Origin of the sequence: Mesorhizobium ciceri WSM4083, from assembly GCF_000519305.1 — a bacterium.
In the GTDB taxonomy this organism is placed as follows: domain Bacteria; phylum Pseudomonadota; class Alphaproteobacteria; order Rhizobiales; family Rhizobiaceae; genus Mesorhizobium; species Mesorhizobium ciceri_B.
This window is the reverse complement of record NZ_JAFG01000004.1, coordinates 542273-560081: the sequence shown is the minus strand read 5'-3', so window position 1 is coordinate 560081 and position 17809 is coordinate 542273. Positions and strand designations below refer to the sequence as shown.

Here is a 17809-nt window from a genome sequence, read left to right as displayed (position 1 = left end):
TGACGATGCGCGGACATTTTCTGTCCGTGCATCGTCAGCCCATGCCAAGCCTGGCGATCGAGGACAATGACAGAACATTCCGAGCTCCCCGCCATCGAGATCGACGGCATCAGCAAGGCGTTCGGACCGACCGTCGCGCTGGACGGCGTGTCGTTTGCGATTGCGCCCGGCAGCGTCCATGCCCTGCTCGGTGAAAACGGAGCGGGCAAGTCGACACTGGTGAAGCTGCTGTCCGGACTGGTCCGGCCGAGCCAAGGCCATGTCCGTGTCTTCGGCAAGGAGATCGCTTACGGCGCGCCGCGCGCAGCACATGCGCTGGGCATGCAGACAGCATTCCAGGAGATGACCCTGGTGCGCGACCTCTCCGTCCTCGACAACATGATGCTGCCTTACGCCCCGGTCGGCATCTCCGGCCTGATCCGCCGCGGTGCCGCCCGCAAGGCCGTCCGCCGCCATATCGAGGATCTCGGTTTTTCCGTCGATCTCGATGCCGAGGTGAGTGAGCTCGAGCTTTCGGTGCGCCAGAAGATCGAGATCGCGCGTGCCGTCTACCGCAAGCCGCGCATCCTTTTGCTCGACGAGCCGACCTCGACGCTCGCCGGCCGCGACGTCGACTGGCTGGGCGAGATCATCGCCAGGCTGAAGGCGGCGGGCACCACCATCGTCTTCATCACCCATCGCATGCGCGAGGTCCGCGCCTTTTGCGACACGCTGACGATCCTGAGAAACGGCCGCCACATTGTCACCGCGCCGGTTGCCGACGTCTCGGATGGCGACGTCATCGAAAAGATCATCGGCCGCAGCATCGAGCAGACCTTCCCGCCCAAGCCGGACAGCGCCCAGGCCTTCGGGCCGCCGGTTCTGGGCGTGCGCGACCTAAAGGTCGGGCGCAAGCTCGACGGCGCCGGCTTCGATCTGCGCAAGGGCGAAATCCTCGGCGTCGCCGGGTTGCAGGGCATGGGCCAGCAGGACCTGTTCCTCGCCTGCTTTGGCATGGCCGAGATCGAGCGCGGCCACATCCTCGTCGACGGCCGCAAGGTCTGGCTCGGTTCGCCGGCCGATGCCTTGCGCCCCAACATGGCCATCGGCCTGGTGCCGGAAGACCGCAAATCCGAAGGCCTGTTCCTGAAGCTGTCGGGCAGCCAGAACGCCACCCTGCCGGTGATATCGCGCTTCACACGGCTAGGCCTTGTCGACGCGCAGGCCGAGACCCGCTCTGTCGAGGCGGCATTCGCCACTGTCGAGGTCGACCGTAGGGCGCTGTGGACGCGGGCCGGTGCGTTTTCCGGCGGCAACCAGCAGAAGATCGCCATCGCCAAATGGCTGGTGGCGCAGAGCCGCATCCTGCTGTTGTTCGATCCCACCCGAGGCATCGACGTCGGCACCAAGCACGAGCTTTATGTGATGATGCGAAACTACGTGGCTTCGGGCGGTTCGATCCTGCTGCACTCGACCGAGATTCCCGAACTCGTTCACCAATGCGACCGGGTCCTGGTTCTCTACGACGGGCGCATCGCCGCCGAACTCGAAGGCGACGCCGTCACCGAACCGGCCATCATGCGCCCGGCGCTCGGGCATGCCGGGGAAGCCGCCGCATGAGCAGCGCAGCAGCCTCATCCCCCGCTACCGGCGGCTTCGGACTGCGCCGTGCGCTGATGCGCAATCGCGGCGCGCTAATCGCCGCGGCCGTCCTGGCGATCCTGCTCTTCGTTGTCGACTGGATCAGCGCCGGGCCGCTGACCTATTTCGATGTGTCGTTCCTGTCGAGCGGCGGCGCCACCTCGGCGCTCGCCGCGATCGGCCAGACCATCGTCATCCTGTCGGGCGGCTTCGACCTGTCCGCCGGCGCGGTGATATCGCTGGTCAATGCCGTGCTGGCATCGAGCATGGACCCAATGGCGCCAGGCGCCAGCATCATCTTGTGGACCGCCGTCGGCATCGGCGTCGGTATGGCGGTGGGCGCCTTCAACGGCTTCTTCATCGCCGTGCTGCGCATGCAGCCCATCGTGGTGACGCTGTCCACCATGTTCATCCTGCAAGGCGTGACGCTGCTGGTGATGGACAAGCCCGGCGGCTTCGTGTCGCCCGATCTCGGGACCTTCTATCTTGGCGACGCGATCACCGGCCGGCTGCCAATGCCGCTGGTGGTGATCGGCGTCGTCCTGCTCGCCTGGTTCTGGCTGAAGGGAACCCGCTTTGGCACAGCACTCTACGCGGTCGGCAGCGATCCGGAGTCGGCCGCTTCCGTCGGCATCAATGTCGTGCTGGTGCGCTTTGCCGTCTATGTCATCGCCGGCGGCTGCTATGGCCTTGCCGGCGTCTTCATCAGCGCCCAGACCGGCAGCGGTGATCCGCTGGTCGGCAATCCGCTGCTCTTGTCGATGTTCGCGGCGGTCGTCGTCGGCGGCACGCGCCTCGGCGGCGGGCAGGGCGGCCCGGTGGGTTCGGTCTTCGGCGCCTACATCCTGATGATCGTGGTGAACATCCTGCTGGTGCTCAATGTCTCGGCCTATTATGCGACCATCGCCGAAGGCACCATTCTGGTGCTGGCAGCACTTGCCGGCTCCATCTCACATGCATCGGTGCTTGCCGTGCAGCTGCGCGCCGCGCGTGCCCGGCTCGCCGCCTGGCGCGCCGGCATACTGCCCTCGCAACTCGAGCGCGTGGACCGGCGTCTCAAGACCGCCGAACCAGCCCATGTCCAGCGCAGTCCGGCATCGCCGCGCCCTGCCTTCCACCTGCGCAACGCGGAAACGCTGCGTTATGCGCTGCCGGCCTATGTCTGCCTGCTGCTCATCGTGCTCGTCACCCAGATCTGGCTCGGCCGCGCCATCCTCAATCCGGGGTACTGGAATTCGCTGCTGGTGCTATCGTCCTTCCTAGCCGTCCTGGCGCTCGGGCAGGGAACCGTCATCCTGACTGGAGGCCTCGACCTCTCCGTGCCGTGGACGATCGGCATCTCCGGCATCATCTTGGCAGGCATGGTCAACGGCTCCGACGCCGCCCTTGTCTACGCCTTGCCGGTCGTCTTGGTGATGGCCTGCGCCATCGGCTTCGCCAATGGTTTCGGCATCGTCTATCTCGGCATCTCGCCGATCGTCATGACGCTCGCCACCAACGGCATCCTGCAAGGCTGTGCGCTGCTCTATTCGCAGGGAACGCCGGCCGGGTTTTCCTCGCCGATGCTGCGCTGGGTCATGACGGCCAAGCTTGCCGGCCTGCTGACCCCAATCGTGCTGCTGATGGTGGTCTTTGTCGTCGCAGCGGTACTCCTGCTTGGCCGCACCCCGTTCGGAAGGCGCGTCTACGGCATCGGCAATGGGCTGCGCGCGGCGCGCTTGTCGGGCATCGGCGTCGAGCCCACGCTGATCCTGGTCTACATGCTTTCGGCCGTCTGCGCGGCTGTTGTCGGCATCATGCTGACCGGCTTTTCGGGTCAGGCAAGCCTTGGCATGGGCGACGACTATCTGTTGCCGTCGATCGCCGTGGTGGTGGTCGGCGGCGCGCTGATCACCGGCGGACGCGGTCACTATCTAGGCATGCTCGGCGGCGTGTTGTTGCTGACCGCACTGCAGATGCTGCTCGCCGGCACCACGCTTCCCTATGCCACGAGGGCAATTCTTTACGGACTGGTCGTTCTGGGCGCCGTCATGGCGTTGCGCGAACGGCGGCTGCAATGAAAAGGACAGGACCATGAGCACAAGGGCGCCGGCATCGGCGGACGAATTTCTGACCGGGCTGAAAGGCCAGCGCGTGCTGGTCACGGCGGGCGCCGGCGGCATCGGGTTTGCCATAGCCGACACGCTGTCACGCCTCGGCGCTCGCATCGTCGTCTGCGATGTTTCCGACGAGGCGTTGGCCGCTGCTCCCGGCAAGATCGACCTTGTCGCTGCGGTCAAGGCCGATGTCTCGCGCGACGAAGACGTCGACCGCCTGTTCGAGGCGGTCGAGAAAAAACTCGGCGGGCTCGATGCGTTGATCAACAATGCCGGCATTGCCGGGCCGACCGGCGGTGTCGACGAGATCGACCCTTCCGATTGGCGGCGCTGCATCGACATCTGCCTGACCGGCCAGTTTCTGTGCGCCCGTCGCGCCGTGCCGCTGATCAAGGCGGCGGGCGGTGGTTCGATCGTCTCGATGTCGTCTGCCGCCGGCCGCCATGGCTACGCCTTCCGCACACCCTATTCGGCGGCCAAGTTCGGTGTCATCGGTTTCACGCAAAGCCTGGCCAAGGAGCTCGGGCCGCACGCCATCAGGGTCAACGCCATCCTGCCCGGCATCATCGAGGGACCCCGCATCGAAGGTGTCATCTCGGCGCGCGCCAAGCAGGTCGGCATCAGCCACGAAGAGATGACGGATCGTTATCTCCAAAACATCTCGCTGCGCCGCATGACCAGCCCCTATGATGTGGCGTCGATGGTCGCCTTCCTGCTCTCCGATGCGGGGATCAACATTTCCGGCCAGTCGCTCGGCGTCGACGGCAACGTCGAAACACTTTGAGGAATAAGCCATGGCCAATGTCGCGATCGTCGGAAGCGGGTTTATCGGGCGGGCCTGGGCAATCAGCTTCGCCCGCGCCGGCCATGACGTGCGGATGTGGGACCAGTCGCCCGCCGCGACCGGCGGCGCCCGCGACTACATTGCCGGCGTGCTCGGCGATCTGGCCCAGAACGACCTGCTGCGGGGACAGGCGGTCGACACCGTGCTCGGCCGGATCACCATTGTCGCCGAGCTGGCAGAGGCGCTGGCTGGTGCGGTCCATATCCAGGAGAACACGCCTGAAAACCTCGAGGTGAAGCGGGAGGTGTTCTCGCTGATCGACAGCCTTGCCGATCCGCAAACAGTCATCGCCAGTTCCACCTCGGCGCTGTTGCCGTCGAAATTCACCGACCATCTGCAAGGGCGGCAGCGCTGCCTGGTCGTGCATCCGATCAACCCGCCCTATCTCATTCCGGCGGCCGAAATCGTGCCGGCGCCATGGACGTCCGCCGAGACGGTCGAGACAACCCGTGCCTTCCTCATCGACGCCGGTCATGCGCCCCTGGTGATGAAGCGCGAACTCGACGGCTTCATCATGAACCGCCTGCAAGGCGCATTGCTTGAGGAGGCTTTCCGGCTTGTCGCCGACGGCTACGCCAGTGTCGAGGATGTCGATATAGGTATCCGTGACGGACTGGCGCTGCGCTGGTCGTTCATGGGCCCGTTCGAGACCATCGATCTCAATGCACCCGGTGGCGTGCGCGACTATGTCGAGCGCTATCAGGGCATCTATTCCAACATCTTTCCCCAGACGCAGCGACGCGTCGACTGGGCGGGCGACGTGATGAAAACCATCGAAGCTGACCGCCGCGAACGCCTGCCGCGCGAAAACCTCGGCGAGCGGCAGGTGTGGCGCGACCGCCGGCTCATGGCACTGGCGGCGCACAAGAAAAAATCGGACCAGGAGTACGGACAATGATCGAAACGAGCCGCAAGCCAGGTGCTGCGCAGACCAGGGGCAAAGTCATCATCACCTGCGCGGTGACGGGCGCCATCCACACGCCGACCATGTCGTCCTATCTGCCGATCACGCCTGACCAGATCGCTTCGGAGGCGATCGCGGCGGCCGAAGCCGGTGCCGCGATCCTGCATCTGCATGCCCGCGACCCGGAAACCGGCAAGCCCGACCAGACGCCGGAGGCCTTCGCTCGCTTCCTGCCGCGCGTCAAGCAAGGCACCAACGCCGCCATCAACATCACCACCGGCGGCAGCCCCTACATGAAGGTCGAGGAGCGCGTGCGCCCGGCCGCCCAGTTCAAGCCGGAAGTCGCCTCGCTCAACATGGGCTCGATCAATTTTGGGCTCTATCACCTGGCCGACAAATACGAGACCTTCAAGTTCGATTGGGAAAAGCCGCATCTGGAAGCGACGCGCGATCTCGTCTTCCGCAATTCGTTCAAGGACATCGAGTACATTCTGGCGACCTGCTACGACAACGGCACGCGCTTCGAGTTCGAGTGCTACGACATCGCCCATCTCTACAACCTCTCGCACTTCGCCGACCGCGGGCTGGTGAAGCCGCCTTTCTTCGTGCAGTCGGTGTTCGGACTGCTCGGCGGCATCGGCACCCATCCCGAAGACGTCGCCCATATGAAGCGCACTGCCGACCGGCTGTTCGGCGACCAGTTCCGCTGGTCGGTGCTGGGCGCCGGCGCCAGCCAGCTGCGCATAGCCGCGCAATCGGCGGCGCTTGGCGGCAACATCCGCGTTGGGCTGGAGGACAGTCTGTGGGCGGGCAAGGGCAAGCTTGCCAAATCGAACGCCGAGCAGGTCTTGCTGGCCCGCAAGATCATCGAAGGGCTCGGCATGGAGGTGGCGACGCCCGACGAGGCACGCGAAATCCTGTCATTGAAAGGCGGCGACAAGGTCGCCTTCTGAGGCGCCTAGCAATCGCCGCGAGACGCAAAACGGAGGAGGACGGCATGAAGATCGAAGTCGTGGTGGACGTGAAGACCACACTGGGCGAAGGACCACTGTGGGACGTCGAACAGGAGCGCCTCTACTGGATCGACAGCTTCGACGGGCGCGTGTTTCGGGCGACCGCCGACGGACGCGAGATCCGGTCATGGGATGTGCCGATGAAGATCGGCTCGATGGCGCTGCGCAAGGACGGTAGCGGCGCCGTGGTGTCGCTGCAGCGCGGTTTCCATCTGCTCGATTTCGCCTCCGGCGATGTGACGCTGATCCACGATCCCGAGCCGGACAAGCCGATGAATCGGCTCAACGACGGCAAGGTCGACCGGCGCGGCCGCTTCTTCGCCGGCTCCATGGATACGATGGAAGAGGGGCCGTCCGGCGGGCTCTACAGGCTCGATCCGGATTTCTCCGTCACCCGGATCGATTCCGGCATCATCTGTTCCAACGGTCCATGCTGGAGCCCCGACGACCGCACCTTCTATTTCGCCGACACCTGGACCGGCGAGATCTGGGCCTATGATTACGACATCGCCACGGGGGCCGCCACAAACCGCCGTACCTTCGTGCGCGTCGACATCAGCCGGGGCGGTGCGGCGGACGGCTCGACCGTCGATGCCGAGGGCTATCTGTGGAATGCGCTGGTCTATGACGGCCGAGTGGTCCGCTACGCGCCCGATGGCAGCATCGATCGCATCATCGACATGCCGGTCAAGAAGATCACCAGCGTCATGTTCGGCGGACCGAAGCTCGACACCCTCTACGTCACCTCGATGGCCAAGCCGCCGCTGCCCCGTTTTCCCGGCGACGGCGTTTTGCGCGGCAGCCTGTTCGCCATCACGGGCCTTGGCATCAAAGGCGTTGCGGAACCGCGCTTCGGCGGCTGACGCCAGGCAAGCGAAGCGCCCGTAGCATACGCGGATCAGGCCTTGGCGCGCAGGAATCCCTCATCAAAAATGTGGCCCGGCGAGCGTCATTGCCCTGAAGCGGCGGGGTAACGCAGAGCAGCACGTCCGCGGCGCTGCTCTTCACCCAATGGCACAATGAGCGGTCAACGGATCATTGGCCAAAGAGGTCCGGGCGGGCCACGTTGAGCCGTTGAACCGTGCGAAGCACTTCGCGCAAATGCGCCGCCATACGCGCGCCTGCCTGCTTTGCCTCGCCGGTCTCCACGGCCTCGAAGATCGCCACATGCTGAGCGAGCAGCGTTTCGAGGTGGCCGGGCTCTGGCAGGCTCAGATAGCGCACACGGTCCATCTGCAGCTTGACCACCTGGATCACCCGCCAGCTCTTGGGCAGGCCGGCCTCTTCGCAAAGGCTGCGATGGAAGCCCTCGTCGAGCTCGAGAAAAAGCTCGCGGTCGCCCTCGGCCACCGCCTTGGCCTGCTGGGCAAGGTTCACCCTGCCTGCCGCGATGAACGCGCTCGAACCGTGGCCGGCCAGCTTCTGCACGACGGAGACTTCGAGTGCCTCGCGAATGAACTGCGCTTCCTCGACGTCACTTAGGCGGATCGGCGCGACGAAGCTGCCGCGTTGCGGCAGGATGTCGATCAGCCCTTCGTCGGCAAGCCGGATCAGCGCCTCGCGCACCGGTGTACGGCTGACACCGAGCTGCTGGGCGAGGTCCTGTTCGCTGAGCGCCTCCGACGGCAACATCGCCAGCGTCGTGATGGCGCGGCGCAGGCGCTCGTAGATCTGCGGCGAGATCGGCATGCGATTGTTGACCGGCTCCAGCACCCGCGAGGGTTCGCGCTGACCGGCGTTCTTCAGCCTGGCAGCATTGCCTGAAAACCTGGTCGCCCCCGAAAGCTTGGTTCCCATGACGAATCCGTTGCTGTGAATGGCACTGCACTACCCCGGTCATGACACTGCGCACGCCCCAACTCAAGCGGCAAGCAAGATCGAAGCTATATTGACATACTACCATGGTAGTGTGTATGACGCCAAAAGGCTAGGGGAGAGGAGCCGGTATGAAGATCACGGACATCAAGGCGACCACCATCACCGTTCCGCTGGAAGCAGCCTTGCGGCACAGCAACGGTACGCATTGGGGACGCTTTGTCCGCACGGTGGTCGAGGTCGAGACCGATGAGGGCATTGTTGGGCTCGGCGAGATGGGCGGCGGTGGTGCCGGAGCGGAACTCGCCTTCGCCGGCCTGAAATCTTACCTGGTCGGCCATGACCCTTTCGACCTCAACCGCATGCGCTACGCCATCTGCAATCCGACGGCGTCGCTCTACAACAACCGCACGCAGCTCCACGCAGCGCTGGAATTCGCCTGTCTCGACATCATCGGCAAGAAGCTCGGCGTGCCGGTCTACCAACTGCTTGGCGGGCGCGTGCGGGACCGGATCGGCTTCGCCTCCTATCTGTTCTTCCGTTATGCCGACCGCCGCAGCGGCAAGGGCGAGGTCCGCACCATCGATCAATTGCTCGAGCATGCCCGCGCGCTCAAGGCCGAACATGGTTTTCACGCCCACAAGCTCAAGGCCGGCGTGTTTCACCCCGACTATGAGCTGGAGTGTTTCAGGGCGCTCGCCGCCGAATTTCCTGCCGACACGCTGCGCTATGATCCGAACGCCGCCCTGTCGGTCGAAGAGGCGCTGCGTTTCGGCCAGGCCATCTCCGATCTCAGGAACGACTATTTCGAGGATCCGACCTGGGGCCTGGCCGGCATGCGCCGCTTGCGCGAGAAGCTCTCCATCCCGCTGGCCACCAACACCATCGTCATCGATTTCGAACAGCTCGCCACCAATGTGCGCGACCCTGCGGTTGACGTGATCCTGCTCGACACCACTTTCTGGGGCGGCATCCGCGCCTGCGTGCGCGCGGCGCAGATCTGCGACACGTTCGGCCTCGGCATTGCCGTGCATTCCTCTGGCGAACTCGGCATCCAGCTCGCCACCATGCTGCATCTTGGCGCTGTGCTGCCCAACCTCGTCTTCACCGCCGACGCGCATTACCACCACCTTGCCGACGACATCATCGTCGGCGGCAAGATGCGCTACGAGAATGGTGCGATCGCGGTGCCGGAGGCACCGGGCCTCGGTGTCGAGCTCGATCGCGACAAACTCGCAACCTATGCCGAGCTCTATCGCTCGCTGGGCGGCTACGCCTACGACCGCGATCCTGGCCGTCCGGGCTGGTATCCGCTGCTGCCCAACACCAGTTTCGCCGACCATTTGAACGATGCCGTGCCTGATCTTGGGCTGGGCTGACATTTTTCGTTCGAAAGGATCGGCGGGAGGACGCTATGACTTTCAACCGGAGGAGAACAACAATGAGCAGGACCACAGCCTTATTCGTTGCAGCCATGCTCGGCTGCACCAGCTTTGCAACGCTGGACGCTCGCGCCGATGACGGCGTCGCCAAGGGCGACACTTCGGCCAAGAAGATCGCCTTCAGCAATTCCTACGCCGGCAATTCCTTCCGCCAGGTGATGATAAAGAGCTTCGAGGAAATGGGCGCCAAGGCCGTGGCCGACAAGCAGGTCGCCGCAACAGCCGTCGTCAGCTCGAACAATTCGGTGACCGAACAGGCCAGCCAGATCGAGAACCTGATCCTGCAGGGCTACGACGCGATCATCGTCCTTGCCGGCTCCGACACCGCACTCAACGGCGCCATCAAGGATGCCTGCAATGCCGGTATCACGGTCGTTGCCTTCGCCAGCGGCGTCACCGAGCCTTGCGCCTATGTCGTCGACTACAACCTTGATTCCTATGCCAAGGCAGAACTGGATTTCATCTCCAGCAAGCTCGGCGACAAACCGGCCAACATCCTCGAGATCCGCGGTATGGCTGGCGACGGTTTCGACAAGCGCCTGCATGAGGGCGTCGAGAAAGCGATGAAGGCGCACGCCAGCTACAAGGCCGTCGGCGAGGTCTATGGCCAGTGGACGGCGACCGTGGCACAAAAGGAAGTGTCGGGCATCCTGCCGTCGCTGCCTCAGGTCGATGCGGTGCTGACGCAGGGCGGCGACGGCTATGGCGCGGCGCAGGCATTCAAGGCCGCCAACCGGCCGCTGCCGATCATCATCATGGGCAACCGCCAGGACGAATTGGCGCTGTGGAAGCAGGAGCATGACGCCAGCGGCTACGAAACCTTCTCGCTGGGTGCCACGCCCAGCGTCTCGCAGGTCGCGTTCTGGGTCGCGCAGCAGATCCTGGCCGGCAAGCAGGTGCCGAAATTCGTCGAGGTGCCGCTCTTGCAGATCAATCAGCCTGACCTTGACGCCTGGCTGAAGACGGTTCCCGCAGGCGGCGTCGTCAATGCCGAATATCCGCAGGAGCTGGTGGCCAAGATCATCGACGCCAACGCTAAGAAAGAGCCTCTGCCGGGCGTTCCCGCGCCGAAATGAGCAGCATGGCCGAATGATGAACGATCCCACGTCGCCCAAAAAGGACGTAGCAGAGACGGTCAATGCCGACGGCCTCCTCATCGAGGTGCGCGATGTCCGCAAGCACTATGATGCCGTGCATGCCCTGGGCGGCGTGGATTTTCATCTCAAGCCCGGCGAGGTCGTCGGCCTCGTCGGTCACAATGGCGCCGGCAAGTCGACGCTGATGAACGTGTTGGCCGGCACGGTCGAGCGCAGCGGTGGCAGCTTTCGCCTCGGCGGGCGTGAGATCGGTGTCTGGAGTGCGGCCAGCGCCCAGCAGGCCGGGCTGCGCTGCATCTTCCAGGAACTGTCGCTCTGCGCCAATTTGACGTCGGCGGAAAACACCCGCATCGTGCACAGGTCCTTGCGCGGGTTGGGCTGGCGGCGGCGCGCGCGTCAGGTGATCGGTCCGGTGCTGGACGAGATCTTCCCTGGCCACGGCATAGATCTCGACAGGAAGGTCGCCGACCTGCCGATCGGCGAGCGACAGATGGTCGAGATCGCCCGCGCCTTCACGCAAACCAGCATCAAATTACGCGCCGTCATCCTCGATGAGCCGACCTCGGCGCTCGGCCACGAGGCGACGGAACAATTGCTTGCTCATATCCGCCGCGCGGCAGGACGCGGTATCGCCTGCATCCTGATCACCCATCGACTGAACGAGATCCTCGCCGTCTGCGACCGCACCGTCGTCATGGTCGACGGCAAGGTCGTCGCCGAGCGGACGACCCCCGGCCTGACACGCGCCGCGCTTGTCGAGCTGATGGGCAGCATCGAGCGGCCCCGCGACCGCTCCGCCGGCAAGGCCGCGTCGGTGCAGGCTCCAGTGATCCGGCATGCGGGTCGCGACACCGCTGATCTGACCATCGACGTCGGCAAGGGCGAGATCATCGGTTTCGCCGGGCTCGACGGCCACGGCCAGCGCGAGCGGCTGCGTGCGATGTTTTATGCCGCGCGCCGGCAGCGCGAGGCCTTGCCGGGTGCCTATGTCGCCGGCGACCGCGGCTCGGAGGGCGTGTTCTCGCTATGGTCCATCGCAGACAATCTGACCATCCGCAGCCTGAATGCGCTGACGCGGGGCGGCATGATTTCAAGCGCTGCCGCCCGCAAGCTGGCCGAGACCTGGTCGGACCGGCTCAAGGTCAAGGCGCCTTCGATCGACACGCCGATCCTGTCGCTGTCCGGCGGCAACCAGCAGAAGGTGCTGTTCGCCCGCGCACTGGCGTCGGATGCGCAGGTAATCTTCCTCGACGACCCGATGCGCGGCGTCGATGTCGGCACCAAGCAGGAGGTCTACCGGCTGATCCGCGCCGAGGCCGAGAACGGACGCTCCTTCGTCTGGTACACGACCGAGCTCGAAGAGCTGACCAATTGCGAGCGCATCTATGTCTTCCGCGAGGGACGCGCCGCGACCAGACTGGAAGGCGACGCCATCGAGACCGGCCGTATTCTGCAGGCGTCGTTCGGAGGCGAGCATGTCTGACGCAGCTGCCCGTGCTCCCGCCCGTTCCTCTTCCAAGGCGCGCCCGGCCTTGCTCAATGCCTTGCAGGTCGGCCTGCCGGCGATCGCGCTGCTGGTCATGCTGGCCATCATCTTCAGCATCCGCCCAGCGGCGATGAGCTATTTCGGCTTCCACCTTCTGTTCAAGCTCTCGGTGCCGCTGGTGTTCGCCGCGCTGGCACAGATGATGGTGATCATGCTGGGCGACATCGACCTGTCCAATGGCGCCTTTGTCGGGCTGATCACCTGCGTCACCGCGCTCTATTTGCAGGATGCACCTGCGCTCGCGCTGCTGTGCTATCTGGTCCTGATCGCCGTCTATGCCGGCTTTGGCCTGCTTATCCATTCGCGGCAACTGCCGTCGATCATCGTGACGCTGGGCATGTCCTTCATCTGGCTCGGCATCGCCGTGATCCTGCTGCCGGCGCCGGGTGGCTCGGCGCCGGCATGGCTGGCTTCCTTCATGAGTTGGCAGCCGCCTTTGATGCCGCTGTCGATCTGGCTGGCGGCACTGGCGGCGCTCGCCGGCCATCTCGTCATCTCGCGCTCCTCCTATGGCGTGGTGTTGCGCGGCGCCGGCGGCAATCCGCGCGCCGTCGAGCGCGCCGGCTGGTCCGTTATCGGCATCCGCGTCGCCGTCTACGCCGCCGCCGGCCTGCTTGCCTGTCTGGCCGGGCTGACGCTGACCGGCCTCACCACATCGGGCGACGCCAATGTCGCGCCGGCCTATACGCTGCTCGGCGTCGGCGCGGTGATCCTCGGCGGTGGCGCTTTCACCGGTGGCGTCGTCTCGCCGGTCGGCACGGTGGTCGGTGCGCTGACGCTGTCGCTCGCGGGCTCGCTTCTGTCCTTCCTGCAGGTGCCGCCGACATGGCAGATCGGTGCCCAGGGCGTCATCCTGTTTCTCGTGCTGGCCGGGCGCGTGCTTTTGTCGGAGCGGGCGCGATGACCCGGAGATTGAGCCTCGCGCCGTGGACCTACGGCTTCATCGTGGCGCTCGCAATGTGGCTGGCGACGACAGCCTACTCGGGCATCGGCAGTGCCGGCGCCACGCTGTCGGGCGCGCTCGCCTTCGGTGCCTTCAGCGTTGTGGTAGGAACCGGGCAGATGTTCGTGGTCGCCTCCGGGCCGGGCAATATCGACCTGTCCGTGCCATCCGTGCTGACGCTGGCCGCCTATGTGTCGATGACGGTCATGCAAGGGTCCGACGGCATGCTGTTGCCTGGCCTGCTTGCAGCACTTGCCGTCGGCGCCGTTGCCGGGGCCGCTAACTTCCTTGCCATCGTCGCGCTCAGGCTGCCGCCGATCATCGCCACGCTCGCCTGGAGCTTCGTGTTCCAGTCGCTTGCCTTCAATCTCGGCGGCCAGGCGACACTGAAGCCGCCGGCCGGCCTTTCCCGGTTCACCTCGATGAGCCTTGGCGGCGTGCAATTCATGCCGATCGCGGTGATGGTGCTGACGCTGGTCGCCATGATCGCTCTCAAACGCACGGTCTGGGGCCGGCAAGTGCTGGCCACCGGCCAGAGCGAACCGGCGGCGCGGCTCGCCGGCATCAACGTCGCACGGGTGCGGTTGATTGCTTATATGCTGTGCGGCACGGCGGCAGCGCTCGCCGGCTTCCTGCTTGCCGGCTTCAGCGGCGGGGCAGCACTCAACATGGGTGACGCCTATCTGATGGAATCGATCGCCGTGGTGGTGCTTGGCGGCACCAGCGTCGCTGGTGGACAGGCCAACGCCATCGGCATATGGGGGGCTGCATTGTTCTTCAACCTGATGTCCACCATGCTCAACACCTTTGGCATCCAGGCAGGCGTGCGCTTCCTTTTGACCGGCGTGCTGATCATCTTGATCGTCGCTCTCGTGCCGAGGCCGCGCGTCAGATGACATCCGCCACCGACACCCTCGCCGGGCTGTTCGAAACGAAGGCGGTTTCCTTCGTCGATCTGACACATCCGATGAAGCCCGGCATGCCGGTGTGGCCGACGCACCCGCATTACTGCCAGGAAATGGTGGAATCCTATGACCGCGGCGACGTCGCCTGCAATCATGCGTTGGCTATGAGCGAGCACACCGGCACGCATTTCGACGCGCCGGTCCATTTCATCCGCGGCGGTGCTGCCATCTCCGGCATTCCGGTCGAGCGTTTCTTCGGCCGCATGGTGACGATCGACGCGCGTGGCTGTCGTCCCCGGCAGGCGGTCGAGCCGGATTCTATCTTCGCTTTCGAGGCCGAACATGGCTGCGTACGGCAGGGCGACGCCGTGTTCTTCCATTTCGGCTGGGACCGGTTCTGGGACGATCCGGCCGCGTTTCTCGCCGACTGGCCCGGCCTGTCGCGGCAAGCAAGCGAATTGCTGGTCGAGCGCGGTGCGCGCATCGTCGGCTCGGACTGCCTGTCGATCGATTGTTTCGGCAGCGAGGATTTCCCGGCGCACAATACGCTGCTTTCAGCGGGCATCCTGATCGGCGAGAATTTCGCCCGGCTTGGCGACTTGCCGCCGCTGTGCTTCCTGATCAGCTTGCCGCTGGCGATCGAAGGCGGCAGCGGATCGCCGCTGCGCGCCATCGCGCTGGTCGAGAGCTAAGTCCGGCTCATGAGAAGTCCAACTGGACCTTCAGCGTTCGCTGCGGTTCCTTCTCGATAAGGTCGAAGGCGGCGCGTGCATCCGCCGCCGCGAAGACCTGCGTGATCATGCCTTGCGGGTCGAGCCGCTTGTCGGCCAGCCATTCGACGACGCGCGGCAACAGCCGGCGGTTCAGGCGCGAGCCGACGATGGTCAGTTCCTTGCGCACCACTTCCTGCTGGCTGAGATTGGATGGGGCATCGGAAAAACCGAGCAGGCCGATGCGGCCCGCCGGGCTGGCCAGCCGGCAAGCCTCGTCAAGAAGTGCGGGAATACCGGCGCCGTCGATGACCAGAGTCGGGCCAAGACCATCATTTTCGCCGCGCACCGCGGCCGGCACGGGATCGCGGGCGGAGTGGATCACCCTGTCGGCACCGAAGCGAAGCGCTCGCTCGAGGCGGGCTTCGTCGATATCGGCCACGATGCAGCGCGCGCCCTTGAGCTTGGCGACCTGCAGGACAGTGACGCCGACCGTGCCGGCGCCATAGATCAGCACCGTATCGTCGGGTCCGCAACCGGTACGATCAAGCACATTGGCGGCGATGGAAAACGGCTCGGCCAGGGCCGCCAGCCCAAACGGCATATTCGCTGGAACCGGTATGGCACTTGCTGCCGGCACCGCCACGAAGGCGCGAAAGCCGCCGTCGCGGTGAACGCCCATCACTTCGAGGTTGGCGCAGACATTGGAGCGGCCGACCCGGCAGGGATAGCAGTGGCCGCACGACACCACGGGATCGACCACCACGCGGTCTCCCACCGCGATGCCGGTCACATTGCGTCCGAGCGCTGTTACCGTGCCTGCGAATTCATGGCCGATGATGCGCGGATAGACGGCGAACGGATTGGAGCCATGCAGGATGTGAATGTCGGAGCCGCAGATACCCGCACGGCTGACATGAACGACGACTTCACCGGCGCCGGGCTCGGGCATGGCGCCTTGCCGGACTTCCAGCGACCGCGGCGCGCGAACGAGAACTTCAAGCATGGCCTCACCACTTGTATACTAGTCGACCAGTGACTCAACTTCGTTGCGCCGTCAAGCCGCAAGCGCGTGGCGGTAGTTTCCCAGGGAGATCGAGCCAGGTGGAATGCGAGGTGACGGCCTGCCACGACGCTCAATTCGCCGGCGGCGCTCATGGTCAAGATTTGTTGACCTCCACACAACCAGAAATGACTACCGCTTGCCTATTTGTCGGACCATAAGGCAGGCCGTGTGATCAGGCCTCGGCTGGCTTGCCGCACGGAAGGCGATCTCGCCTTTGAACGCGGATGCGCCAACTGGGGTAGAGCAGCCGCCTGCATGACGGAATTGGCCACAGCATTGGAACAGCCTCAATTTGCCACCGAGCGCGACCCGAGGCTGAGACTGATTATCCCAATCATCGTCGCCATCGCCTTTCTGATGGAGCAGCTCGATTCCACCATCATCACCACCGCGATCCCCGCCATCGCGCGCAGCCTCGACACGACGCCCGTCAGGCTGAACCTGGCGATCACCACCTACATCCTGACGCTGGCCGTATTCATTCCCGTCAGCGGCTGGTTCGCCGACAGGTTCGGCGCACGAAAAGTGTTCGCGCTGGCGCTTTTCACCTTCACCCTCGGCTCGGCGCTATGCGGCATGGCCAACAGTTTCGGCATGCTGCTGGCGATGCGCGCCCTGCAGGGGCTGGGCGGCGCCATGATGACGCCGGTCGGGCGGCTGATCCTGCTGCGCAGCTTCCCGCGCAGCGGGCTGATCACCGCCATGACCTACATGACCTTGCCCGCCATCATGGGGCCTGTGATCGGGCCGCTGCTCGGCGGCCTGTTGACCACTTACGCGTCATGGCGCTGGATATTCTATGTCAACGTGCCATTCGGTTGTCTCGGCATTCTGGCGGCGCTGCGCTTCGTCGACGATTTCCGCGAGGAAGCGGTGCAACGCTTCGACTTCGCCGGGTTTCTGATGGTCGGATGCGGAGTTGCGCTGCTGCAGTTCGGGCTGGAAAGCATCGGGAGGCCGATCATCCCCGTTTCGGCGACAGCGTTGGTGTTGGCCGCCGCGATCCTGCTGCTGCTCGCCTTCGGGCGCTATGCGCGCCGCGTCGTTGCACCGGCGGTCGATCTGACGCTGTTTCGATTTCGCTCGTTCTGGGTCGGTACGCTGGCAGGCGGCCTGTGCCGCGTTGGCCTCAACGGCGTGCCTTTCCTGTTGCCGCTGATGCTGCAGGTCGGCTTTGGCATGAGCCCGGTCACCTCGGGCTCACTGACATTCGTCGGCAGCTTCGGCGCCTTGCTCATTCGGCCGCTGCTGTCGCCGCTGTTGCGGCGCTTCGGCTTCAATATCGTGCTGATCGGCAGCGCGGTGGTCGGTTCCGCCGCTGTCGGGGGCTTTGCCTTGATCGAGGCCGATACGCCGCATTGGATGATCGGCCTTTACGTCTTTGTCTTCGGGGTCATCCGGTCGGCGCAGTTCATGACCTCCAACACGCTGTCCTATGCCGACCTGCCGGCCGACAAGCTCAGCCGCGCCACCAGTCTCGGCGGCGTCCTGCAGCAACTCAGCGTATCGCTCGGCGTCTCGATCGCCGCCATGGTGCTGGGCCTTGTCGCAGGAGAAACCCACATCGTGACAGCGGAACGCTTCCACCAGGTGTTCCTGCTGACCGCGGTCATCCCGCTGCTGTCCATTCCTGGTTTCCTGTACCTGCGTGCCGAGGACGGCGTGCAGGTCAGTGGCCACGTTCGACCGGGCAATTCGCGCAAATGATGCCGAATGCGGAGTATACAGGCATACATATATCCACATGGGGAGTCTTCAGTTAGGCTGGCACCATGTGAGCGGGAGCATCGATTGCGAGGATTTGCGGA

15 protein-coding genes are annotated in these 17809 nt (G+C 64.8%); 13 read left to right on the top strand and 2 right to left on the bottom strand.

From position 1 onward, the window contains the following. Positions 1-66 precede the first annotated feature (66 nt). Genes MESCI2_RS0108550 through MESCI2_RS0108525 form a run of 6 tightly spaced genes read left to right on the top strand, consistent with a single transcriptional unit; the run spans position 67 to position 7340 of the window. A complete protein-coding gene (locus tag MESCI2_RS0108550) occupies positions 67-1599 on the top strand; it encodes a sugar ABC transporter ATP-binding protein (RefSeq protein ID WP_027036217.1) in 1533 nt (510 codons plus the stop codon). Further along, a complete protein-coding gene (locus tag MESCI2_RS0108545; RefSeq protein ID WP_027036216.1) occupies positions 1596-3680 on the top strand; it encodes an ABC transporter permease subunit in 2085 nt (694 codons plus the stop codon). Before MESCI2_RS0108550 ends, MESCI2_RS0108545 begins: the two co-directional genes overlap by 4 nt. 13 nt (positions 3681-3693) lie before the next feature. Continuing rightward, positions 3694-4500 carry an SDR family oxidoreductase gene (locus MESCI2_RS0108540; protein ID WP_027036215.1) on the top strand — a complete coding sequence of 269 codons (807 nt, stop codon included), beginning with the start codon at positions 3694-3696 and terminating at the stop codon, positions 4498-4500. A gap of 10 nt (positions 4501-4510) precedes the next feature. After that, entirely contained in the window at positions 4511-5458 is a 948-nt protein-coding gene (locus tag MESCI2_RS0108535) for a 3-hydroxyacyl-CoA dehydrogenase (RefSeq protein ID WP_027036214.1), read from the top strand. Further along, positions 5455-6417, top strand: coding sequence for a 3-keto-5-aminohexanoate cleavage protein (locus MESCI2_RS0108530; protein ID WP_027036213.1), 963 nt, complete (start codon positions 5455-5457; stop codon positions 6415-6417). Before MESCI2_RS0108535 ends, MESCI2_RS0108530 begins: the two co-directional genes overlap by 4 nt. A gap of 44 nt (positions 6418-6461) precedes the next feature. Next, the gene (locus MESCI2_RS0108525; protein ID WP_027036212.1) at positions 6462-7340 is read left to right on the top strand and encodes an SMP-30/gluconolactonase/LRE family protein; all 879 of its coding nucleotides are present in this window, start codon (positions 6462-6464) and stop codon (positions 7338-7340) included. A 172-nt stretch (positions 7341-7512) separates the two neighbouring features. Here the strand turns inward: MESCI2_RS0108525 and MESCI2_RS0108520 are convergent, their stop codons facing one another. Continuing rightward, positions 7513-8274 (bottom strand): GntR family transcriptional regulator, encoded by a 762-nt coding sequence (locus tag MESCI2_RS0108520; protein WP_081738640.1) that lies wholly within the window; start codon positions 8272-8274, stop codon positions 7513-7515. 149 nt (positions 8275-8423) lie between these two features. On the opposite strand from MESCI2_RS0108520, the gene MESCI2_RS0108515 reads away from it, so the two are divergent. The 6 genes from MESCI2_RS0108515 (at position 8424) to MESCI2_RS0108490 (ending at position 14917) form a co-directional block, all read left to right on the top strand. Further along, complete coding sequence (locus tag MESCI2_RS0108515; RefSeq protein ID WP_027036211.1) at positions 8424-9671, top strand: enolase C-terminal domain-like protein; 1248 nt, start codon at positions 8424-8426, stop codon at positions 9669-9671. A gap of 62 nt (positions 9672-9733) precedes the next feature. Beyond that, complete coding sequence (locus MESCI2_RS01000000134480; protein ID WP_050596504.1) at positions 9734-10810, top strand: ABC transporter substrate-binding protein; 1077 nt, start codon at positions 9734-9736, stop codon at positions 10808-10810. A 13-nt stretch (positions 10811-10823) separates the two neighbouring features. Continuing rightward, on the top strand, positions 10824-12314 hold the full coding sequence (locus MESCI2_RS0108505) for a sugar ABC transporter ATP-binding protein (RefSeq protein WP_245270260.1): 1491 nt from the start codon (positions 10824-10826) through the stop codon (positions 12312-12314). A gap of 97 nt (positions 12315-12411) precedes the next feature. Continuing rightward, positions 12412-13281, top strand: a complete 870-nt coding sequence (locus MESCI2_RS0108500; RefSeq protein WP_430981660.1) for an ABC transporter permease — start codon at positions 12412-12414, stop codon at positions 13279-13281. Beyond that, complete coding sequence (locus tag MESCI2_RS0108495) at positions 13278-14216, top strand: ABC transporter permease (protein ID WP_027036208.1); 939 nt, start codon at positions 13278-13280, stop codon at positions 14214-14216. Before MESCI2_RS0108500 ends, MESCI2_RS0108495 begins: the two co-directional genes overlap by 4 nt. Then, the gene (locus tag MESCI2_RS0108490) at positions 14213-14917 is read left to right on the top strand and encodes a cyclase family protein (protein WP_027036207.1); all 705 of its coding nucleotides are present in this window, start codon (positions 14213-14215) and stop codon (positions 14915-14917) included. Before MESCI2_RS0108495 ends, MESCI2_RS0108490 begins: the two co-directional genes overlap by 4 nt. Before the next feature lie 7 nt (positions 14918-14924). Here the strand turns inward: MESCI2_RS0108490 and MESCI2_RS0108485 are convergent, their stop codons facing one another. After that, positions 14925-15941, bottom strand: a complete 1017-nt coding sequence (locus MESCI2_RS0108485; RefSeq protein ID WP_027036206.1) for a Zn-dependent oxidoreductase — start codon at positions 15939-15941, stop codon at positions 14925-14927. 315 nt (positions 15942-16256) lie between these two features. Here MESCI2_RS0108485 and MESCI2_RS0108480 point away from each other — a divergent pair, with 315 nt between their 5' ends. Further along, entirely contained in the window at positions 16257-17708 is a 1452-nt protein-coding gene (locus MESCI2_RS0108480; RefSeq protein ID WP_027036205.1) for a DHA2 family efflux MFS transporter permease subunit, read from the top strand. The last annotated feature ends 101 nt before the right edge of the window (positions 17709-17809 follow it).

Excerpts from the sequence above, each read along its gene's own strand:
- MESCI2_RS0108550 (WP_027036217.1), top strand. The coding sequence starts at position 67 with ATGACAGAACATTCCGAGCTCCCCGCCATCGAGATCGACGGCATCAGC.
- MESCI2_RS0108545 (WP_027036216.1), top strand. The coding sequence starts at position 1,596 with ATGAGCAGCGCAGCAGCCTCATCCCCCGCTACCGGCGGCTTCGGACTG.
- MESCI2_RS0108540 (WP_027036215.1), top strand. The coding sequence starts at position 3,694 with ATGAGCACAAGGGCGCCGGCATCGGCGGACGAATTTCTGACCGGGCTG.
- MESCI2_RS0108535 (WP_027036214.1), top strand. The coding sequence starts at position 4,511 with ATGGCCAATGTCGCGATCGTCGGAAGCGGGTTTATCGGGCGGGCCTGG.
- MESCI2_RS0108530 (WP_027036213.1), top strand. The coding sequence starts at position 5,455 with ATGATCGAAACGAGCCGCAAGCCAGGTGCTGCGCAGACCAGGGGCAAA.
- MESCI2_RS0108525 (WP_027036212.1), top strand. The coding sequence starts at position 6,462 with ATGAAGATCGAAGTCGTGGTGGACGTGAAGACCACACTGGGCGAAGGA.
- MESCI2_RS0108520 (WP_081738640.1), bottom strand. The coding sequence starts at position 8,274 with ATGGGAACCAAGCTTTCGGGGGCGACCAGGTTTTCAGGCAATGCTGCC.
- MESCI2_RS0108515 (WP_027036211.1), top strand. The coding sequence starts at position 8,424 with ATGAAGATCACGGACATCAAGGCGACCACCATCACCGTTCCGCTGGAA.
- MESCI2_RS01000000134480 (WP_050596504.1), top strand. The coding sequence starts at position 9,734 with ATGAGCAGGACCACAGCCTTATTCGTTGCAGCCATGCTCGGCTGCACC.
- MESCI2_RS0108505 (WP_245270260.1), top strand. The coding sequence starts at position 10,824 with ATGATGAACGATCCCACGTCGCCCAAAAAGGACGTAGCAGAGACGGTC.
- MESCI2_RS0108500 (WP_430981660.1), top strand. The coding sequence starts at position 12,412 with ATGCTGGCCATCATCTTCAGCATCCGCCCAGCGGCGATGAGCTATTTC.
- MESCI2_RS0108495 (WP_027036208.1), top strand. The coding sequence starts at position 13,278 with ATGACCCGGAGATTGAGCCTCGCGCCGTGGACCTACGGCTTCATCGTG.
- MESCI2_RS0108490 (WP_027036207.1), top strand. The coding sequence starts at position 14,213 with ATGACATCCGCCACCGACACCCTCGCCGGGCTGTTCGAAACGAAGGCG.
- MESCI2_RS0108485 (WP_027036206.1), bottom strand. The coding sequence starts at position 15,941 with ATGCTTGAAGTTCTCGTTCGCGCGCCGCGGTCGCTGGAAGTCCGGCAA.
- MESCI2_RS0108480 (WP_027036205.1), top strand. The coding sequence starts at position 16,257 with ATGACGGAATTGGCCACAGCATTGGAACAGCCTCAATTTGCCACCGAG.